We start from the raw sequence: 7,978 nt of genomic DNA, 5'->3' as shown, positions 1-7,978 counted from the left end.
CGCTGCCGAGCCAGTAGTGCTCCCGCTGGAAAGCATAGGAAGGCAACCGAACCCGACGACCCGGGCACAGGACGGCCCAGTCGATGCCGGCGCCGGCGACGTGCAGCCGAGCCAAGGCGGTCAGCAGTGTCCGGACCTGGGGACGGCCACGGTGCAGTGCCGCAGCGGTGGTGACCTCGCCGACGTGCTGGTGCGGGTGCCCGATGGACTGCGCGCTGTCGCTGTGCGGGGATAGACCGACGGGACTGCCCGGCACGGTTGCCGTGGTGGTGCGGGGATCGAGGGTGCGCTGGACGAGCGCGGACAGCCCGCCGTCGGGCCCGAGAATCAGGAAACGAGTGGCCTGGTGTTCGGCCAGGGTGCGCAGGCTGTCGGCGAAACGGACAGTCTCGCGCAGGTGGCGCACCCAGTATCGCGGCTCCGCCATGCGGTCGCCTGCGAACCGGCCGTCCAGGTTGCTGAGCACCGGCACGGCGGCAGGACCGACCCGCACCGTGGCTGCGACGGCAGCGAACCGGTCCAGTATCGGATCCATCAGCGGCGAATGGAACGCATGCGATACCGGCAGCCGATCGACGCGATGCCCATGCGCGGCCAGATGCTCGGCGATACCGTCGACCGCGTCGCGCGCACCGGAGAGCACAACCGAATCGGGTGCGTTGATCGCGGCGATATCGACCCCGTCGACGAGCAGGGCCGTCACCTCCGCCGGGGCCGCGTGCACGGCGATCATGGCGCCGTCGCCGGGCAGCTGCCGCATCAGCCGGCCGCGTTCTCCGATCAGGGTGACCGCGTCGGTGAGCGACAGAGCGCCCGCAAGATGGGCGGCGGTGATCTCTCCGACGGAATGCCCGCACAAGAAATCCGGGCGCAGGCCAAGAGATTCGACCAGACGAAACAGCGCCACCCCGACGGCGAACAGCCCGGCCTGCGCCTGCGCGGTGTCCTGCAGCGGCAGCGGGTCCTCGGCGCCGAGCACCTCCTGCAGGCCGCAGTCGTAGCGCTCCTCGAACGCGGCGGCAACCGTATCGAACGCGGCGGCGAATACCGGGTAGGCGGCGTGGAGCTCACGCCCCATCCCTTGCCACTGGGCGCCTTGCCCGGGGAACAGGAACACGGTCTTGCCGGGCCGGGCCACTCCACTGACCACTCCGTCGGCGGGCCGGCCGTCGGCGTGGGCCCACAGCCGGGTCAGCAGCGCGTCGCGGTTGCCGCCGAGCACCACGAGGCGGTGCTCGAACCGGGTGCGGCGGGCGAGTGTAGCGGCGATATCGGAAGCGGGCAGGTCCGGCTCGTGCACCGCCCGGTCGGCCAGCCGCCGGGCCTGTTCCGCCAGCGCGGCCTCGCTGCGCGCCGACACCACCCAGGCCGGTATATCGGCGGGTCCGTCCGCGCCGGGAACCTCGCTGTCGGCTTCGGCGGCCTGCTCCAGAACGACGTGCGCGTTGGTGCCGCTGGCGCCGAACGACGACACCGCCCCGCGTCGTGGCCTGCCGTGGTCCGGCCAGTCCCGCCCCTCGGTCAGCAGTGCCACCGCCCCGGCCGACCAGTCCACCTGGGTCGACGGCCGGTCGATGTGCAGGGTCGGTGGTAGCCGCCGGTGCCGCAGTGCCAGCGCCATTTTGATGACACCCGCGATGCCCGCAGCGGCCTGGGTGTGGCCGATATTGGATTTGATCGAGCCCAGCCACAGCGGCCGGTCCGCGGGCCGGTCCTGCCCGTAGGCGGCGATCAGCGCGTGTGCCTCGACCGGGTCACCGAGAACAGTTCCCGTCCCATGCGCTTCGACCGCGTCGATCTCGGTGGCGGCGATTCCGGCGTCGTCGAGCGCCTGCCGGATCACCCGCTGTTGTGCGGGACCGTTGGGTGCGGTGAAACCGTTGCTGGCCCCATCGGAATTGACCGCAGAACCCCGGACCACCGCCACCACCTCGTGGCCGAGCCGGCGGGCGTCGGACAGCCGCTCCAGCACCAGTACCCCGGCGCCGTCGGCGAACCCGGTGCCGTCGGCGGACGCGGCAAACGATTTGCACCGGCCGTCGGGTGCCAGCCCGCTCTGCCGCCAGAACTCCAGCAGAGTGTCGGGGGTAGCCATCACCGACACCCCGCCCACCACTGCCAGCGCGCATTCACCGGCCCGCAGCGCGGCCATCGCCTGGTGCAACGCCACCAGCGAGGACGAGCAGGCGGTGTCGACGGATATCGCGGGGCCATGGAAGCCGAACAGGTAGGCGACCCGGCCGGATGCAGCGCTCGCGGTGGTGCCGGTCAACCGGTAGCCCTCGGCACCGGTATCGGTGCTGCCGTACAGCTGGCTGCTGACACCGAGGAATACACCGGTATCGCTGTCACGCAACGACTTCGGGTCGATACCGGCGTATTCGAAAGCCTCCCAGGTGGTTTCGAGGACCAGCCGGTGCTGCGGGTCCATGGCCGCGGCCTCGCGCGGGCTGATGTCGAAGAAACCGGCGTCGAACAGCGCGGCGTCGTGCAGGAAACCGCCGGCACGTGTTGTGACGCCTGCAGCGGCGAGGGAGTCGAGGTCCCAGCCGCGGTCGGTCGGTAGCGGTCCGATGCCGTCGCGGCCGTCGTCGAGCAGTTGCCACAACTGCTCCGGGGTGTCTGCCCCGCCGGGGAAACGGCAACCGATACCGACGATGGCGATCGGCTCGGTGCGTGCGTCCGTCAGCCGCCGGTTCTCCTCGCGCAGCCGCTGCGTTCTGGCCAGCGCGGCGCGCAAGGCGCCGGCCAGCTCGTCCCGGGAGGCAGTCACGGCAGGTCCTCCCGCAGCGCCAGTTCGATCAACTCCTGTTCGTCCAGTTCGTCGAGGTCGGCGGCCGGGGCCGGGGCGTCGCCGCCGTCCGCCAGCGCCAGCAAGGTGTCGAGTACGCCCGACTCCCGCAGCCGACGCGGCGGAATGCGCCGGAGAGCGGCGTGGATATTGCGTTCGATATCTGACAGTTCGTGCTGCCCGGCGCCGTCGAGTTCCCGCAGCAGGCGTTCGGCGGTGGCGGCGGCCGTGGGATGGTCGAATACAAGGGTGCTCGGCAACGCCAGACCAGTGGCGGTTTCCAGGCGTGTGCGGGTCTCGACGGCCGCCAGCGAGTCGAAACCGAGTTCGGCGAAGGGCCGGTCCGGTGCGACAGCCTCGGGGCGGTCGTGGCCGAGCACAGCGGCGACCTGGCCGCGGACCAGGTCGAGCACAATCTGGTGCCGCTCGTAACCGGGCAGGCCGGACAGCCGCTGCCGCAGCAGAATCGCGGCGTCGGAATTTCGCCGTGCGTTACAGTGCGCATCGCTGTTCGGCCCTGCGGTATCAGGTGCGCCGGTGTCCGGCTCGGTGCCGGGAGCGTCCGGGAGCGCCGCCAGCAGCGGTCGGCGTCGGGCGGCGGTGTAGGTCCCGAGGAATCGAGGCCAGTGGATTTCGGCGACGGTGAGCTGGGTTTCTCCGGCGCCGATGGCAAGGGCGAGCGCGCTGAGCGCGGTATCGGGATCCATCGCGCCGACGCCGTGCCGCGCGAGCTGGGCGATGTCTGCGCCGGTCGCCGCCCAGCTGCCCCACGCCAACGAGATCGCGGCCCGGCCGCGGGCGCGCCGACGCTGGGCGAGGGCATCGAGAAAGGCGTTGGCGGCAGCGTAACCTGCGCTGCCCGCCGCCCCCCAGGTGGCGGCACCGGAGGAGAACAACACAAAGGCGTCGAGGGCGCGGTCGCCGAGCAACTCGTCCAGATACCGGGCCCCCGCGACCTTCGCCGCCGCGACCTCGGCCATTGCGGCCGGCTCGGTGGCTGTGAGCGGAGACTGGGCGCCGATGCCTGCGGCGTGGATCACAGCGGTCAAGGTCGCGTCGGCGTCGGCCTCGGCCAGTGCTGTGGCGATAGCGTCACGATCGGTGACATCACAGGTCAGGACCGTCACCCGGCCCAGTTCCCGCAGTCGAGCCGCCGCAGCCGCGATACCCGGCGTATCGGTGCCGCGCCGTCCGGCGAGCACGACATGTTCGGCGCCGTGCTGCAGGAGCCACGGCGCCAGCAATACCCCGATCGCGCCCGTGCCGCCGGTGACCAGCACGGTGCCGCGCGGCCGCCACGGCCGGACCTGCCCGAGATCGGGTCGGTCGGCGCGGGCCAGCCTGCGGCCATAGAGCCCGTCGGCCCGGATCGCGAGCTGGTCCTCGCCATCCCCGCGAGCGAGCGCAGCGACCAGTTGCTGCGGTGCGTCGGCGCCCGGATCGGCGGGCAGGTCGATCGATCCGCCCCACTGTTGCGGCAGTTCCAGGCCCGCGACCTGCCCCGCGCCCCACAGCTGCGCCTGCAACGGGTCCGGTTCCTCTACAGTGCTCACCGCGACCGCGCCGCGGGTCACCCACCACAGCGGTGCCGCGACCGCCGCATCAGCCCACGCCTGCAGCAGCACCAGATTCGCCACCAGACCCCGGGACAGCACCGGCAGCGCCGGGCTCGGCCCTGCGACGCTCCCGGCGAGCGACACCGCGCCCGCGAGCGGTCCCTCGGCGGCGATCGACTCGATCACACGGGCCAGCTGGTCACGGTCCGGCCGGTCGGCGTCGATATCGAGGTAACGCAGCCGTGCACCGGCCGCAGTGAACGCTGCGATCGTGGTCTCGTCGGGGTACCCGGACTCGTCGCGGATCAGCAGCCAGGTACCGGGCAGGTGGGCCGGGGCGTCCGGGAGCGGATGCCAGTCGGTGCGATACCACCACGAGCCGATCCGGTCCAGCTCGCGACGCCGATGCCGCCAGGACGACAGCGCGGCGAGCACGTCGGTATGCCGCCGGTCGATACCGAGCGCGGCGGTGTCGCCGGTTTCGACCGCGCGCCAGAATTCGTCGTCACTGCCGGATGCCGGGGCAGGCTGATGTTCGAGGGCGCCCGCCCAGTACCGGTACCGCTGAAACGCATACCCGGGCAAGGTCACTCGCCGGGCGCCGCGGCCGGCGAACAGCCGCGACCAGTCGACCGGAACGCCGCTGGTCGACAATCCCGCCAGGGCTGTCAGCAGTGCCGCCACCTCGGAGCGGCCCGCACGCAAGACCGGCATCGCGGCGGCCGCCGTGCCGGTGGGGTCCAGGCATTGCCGCAGGAGGCCGGTGAGGCCGCCGTCCGGTCCGGCGACGACGAAACGAGTGCACCCGGCATCGGTGAGTGCGGTGACGGCGTCGGCGAACCGCACTGTTTCGCGCATATGCCGTACCCAGTGCTCGGGGCAGGCCAGCGCGGTATTGGACGGGGTGCCGGCGAGCGCCGACAGCACGGTCGTCGTCGGTTCGCCGAATGTCAGGCCGGCGACGGCGGCGGCGAAGCTGGGGAGCGCGGGCGCTATCAGCGGCGAATGGAAGCCGTGCGTGACGGGCAGGCGCTCGATACGGTGCCCGCGGGCGGCCAGCTGCCCGGCGATATCGGTGACATCGGGTTCGGCGCCGGAGACCACCACGGCCGCGGGAGCATTCACCGCCGCGAGCGCGGTCCGCTCGGTCAGCAGCGCCACCACTTCGTTCTCGGCGGCGGCGACAGCGACCATGGCGCCGTTGGCGGGCAAGCTGCGCATATGGCGACCGCGTGCGGCGACCAGCGTCGCGGCGTCGGTGCGGGAGAGTATTCCGGCGACGTAGGCGGCGGTGATCTCACCGACGGAATGCCCCATGACGATATCGGGCTGCACACCCCATGCCCGCAGTAGTTCGTGTACGGCCACACCCACCGCGAACAGTCCGGCCTGGGCGATATCGGTGGCTTGTACGGCCGCGGGGTCGTCGCCCCAGAGCGTGTCACGCAGCGAACAACCGAGGTGTGGATCGAGTTCGGCGCAGACGGCGTCGAACGAGGTGGCGAAAACCGGGAAGGCGCGATGCAGTTCGCGCCCCATCCCCAGCCACTGCGCACCCTGCCCCGGGAAGACGAAAGCGGTCCGTCCGTGTCCGCGCGCTCGACCGGTTACCGTGGCTGCTGTCGGCGCACCGCCGGCGAGCGCATCCAGTCCCGCGAGCAGGATGTCGCGGCCGCTGCCGAGCACGACCGCGCGGTGGTCGAACCGAGCCCGGCTCACGGCAAGTGTCCAGCCGATGTCCATCGGGTCGTAGTCGGGGTGTGCGTGCAGAAACTGCGACAGTTCCCGCGCCTGTGCGACGAGTGCCTGTTCGGTGCGCCCGGATACCGGCCACGCCGAGATGTCGGTATCGGCGAAACGTTCGCCGGTATCGCCGGGGTCGGTGGCGTCCGGTGGTGCTTCTTCGAGGATGACGTGAGCGTTGGTGCCGCTGATCCCGAACGACGACACACCGGCTCGCCGAGGGCGTTCTGCGGTGCGCGGCCATGGTTGCTGCTCGGTGAGCAGTCGTACCGTGCCTGCCGACCAGTCCACGTGCGAGGTCGGTGTGTCCGCATGCAGGGTGCGTGGCAGTATCTCGTGCCGCATGGCCTGCACCATTTTGATCACCCCGGCCATCCCGGCGGCGGCTTGGGTGTGGCCGATGTTGGATTTGATCGATCCCAGCCATAACGGGTTGCTGGGGGAGCGGTCTTGCCCGTAGGTGGCGATCAATGCTTGTGCTTCGATCGGGTCGCCGAGCACGGTCCCGGTGCCGTGTGCTTCCACCGCGTCGATATCGTTCGCCGCGAGTCCGGCGTCGGCAAGTGCCACCCGAACGACCCGCTGCTGCGCACCGGCACCAGGGGCGGTGAGACCGTTGGTGGCGCCGTCCTGATTCACCGCCGACCCGCGGATGACGGCCAGTACGTCGCGCCCGAGCTGCCGGGCTCGGGACAGCCGTTCGAGCACCAGGACCGCGGCCCCCTCGGCGAAACCGGTGCCATCCGCATGTGCGGCGAACGATTTACAGCGCCCGTCCGCAGCAAGCCCGCCCTGCCGGGCGAAGCCGGTGAACACCTCCGGTGTCGCCATAACGGTGACGCCCCCGGCCAGCGCCAGCCCGCAATCGCCTGCCCGCAGCGCGCGTATCGCCTGATGCACCGCCACCAGCGACGACGAGCAGGCGGTATCGACCGAAACCGCCGGACCGTGCAGACCGAGCGTGTAGGCGATCCGGCCCGACACCACGCTGGCGGCGACACCGGTCATCCGGAAGCCGTGCGCGCCGTCGTCGACCGGTATGCCCGCGCCGTAGGCCTGGGCGATGACACCGAGGAAAACCCCGGTATCGCTGCCGCGCAGTCCCGAGGGGTCGATACCGGCATGCTCGAGTGCTGCCCAACTGGTTTCGAGCGCCAACCGCTGCTGCGGGTCCATGGCGGTCGCTTCCCTGGGGCTGATACCGAAGAACTCGGCATCGAACTCGGCGGCGTCGTGGAGGAAACCGCCTACCGCGACGGTGGGCAGGTCGGTGTACTGCCATCCGCGGTCGGTGGGGAACGGGCCGATCGCGTCGGTGCCGTCGGCCACCAGCCGCCACAGCTGCTCCGGTTCGCCGACCCCACCGGGGAAGCGGCATCCCATGCCGACGACGGCGATCGGTTCCGTCGCCGTCGCGCGCAACTCGTCATTCGTGCGGCGTAGTGCGGCATTGTCGAGGGCGGCTGTCCGCAGGGCGTCGACGAGCGCGTCGACGGTGACCGGCTGCTGTTCCACGCTGTGCTCCTCAAGCCTGCCGGTGATCGGTTACGTGCCGGATCAAGCTGCCGACGTCCATTCGGGTGATCGCGTCGAGTTCGTCGTCGTCGCCGTCCGGCCCGGTCACCGGTGGCGGGTCACCGGCCGCTCGGGCCAGGTTCAGCACGGTGTCGAGCACACCGTGCTCGCGTAACCGCTCCAGCGGAACCGACGCCAGGAACCGCCGGATCAGGTGCTCGTCCATGGTGTGTGCCGCGGGCTCCTCGGTGAGCAGGGTGTGGAGGTGGTGTGCGGTGTCGGTGGGGGTGGGGTGGTCGAAGACGAGGGTGGTGGGGAGGGGTAGGCCGGTGGTGGTGGTGAGTCGGTTGCGGGTTTCGACGGCGGTGAGGGA

General features: G+C 71.1%; 3 protein-coding genes. All 3 read right to left on the bottom strand.

Features of this window, described 5'->3' with window-relative positions:
* Positions 1-2,773, bottom strand: a 2,773-nt coding sequence (locus B0T44_RS25530; RefSeq protein WP_139795362.1) for a type I polyketide synthase, incomplete at its 3' end; no start/stop codon positions are given.
* Positions 2,770-7,605, bottom strand: coding sequence for a type I polyketide synthase (locus B0T44_RS25525; RefSeq protein WP_077121705.1), 4,836 nt, complete (start codon positions 7,603-7,605; stop codon positions 2,770-2,772). The genes B0T44_RS25525 and B0T44_RS25530, both read right to left, overlap by 4 nt.
* 10 nt (positions 7,606-7,615) lie before the next feature.
* The coding region (locus B0T44_RS27380; protein ID WP_176219244.1) for an acyl carrier protein at positions 7,616-7,978 on the bottom strand (363 nt) is incomplete at its 5' end.

This window comes from Nocardia donostiensis (assembly GCF_002081715.1).
GTDB lineage: Bacteria > Actinomycetota > Actinomycetes > Mycobacteriales > Mycobacteriaceae > Nocardia > Nocardia donostiensis.
This window is presented reverse-complemented; position numbering and strand designations above follow the sequence as displayed.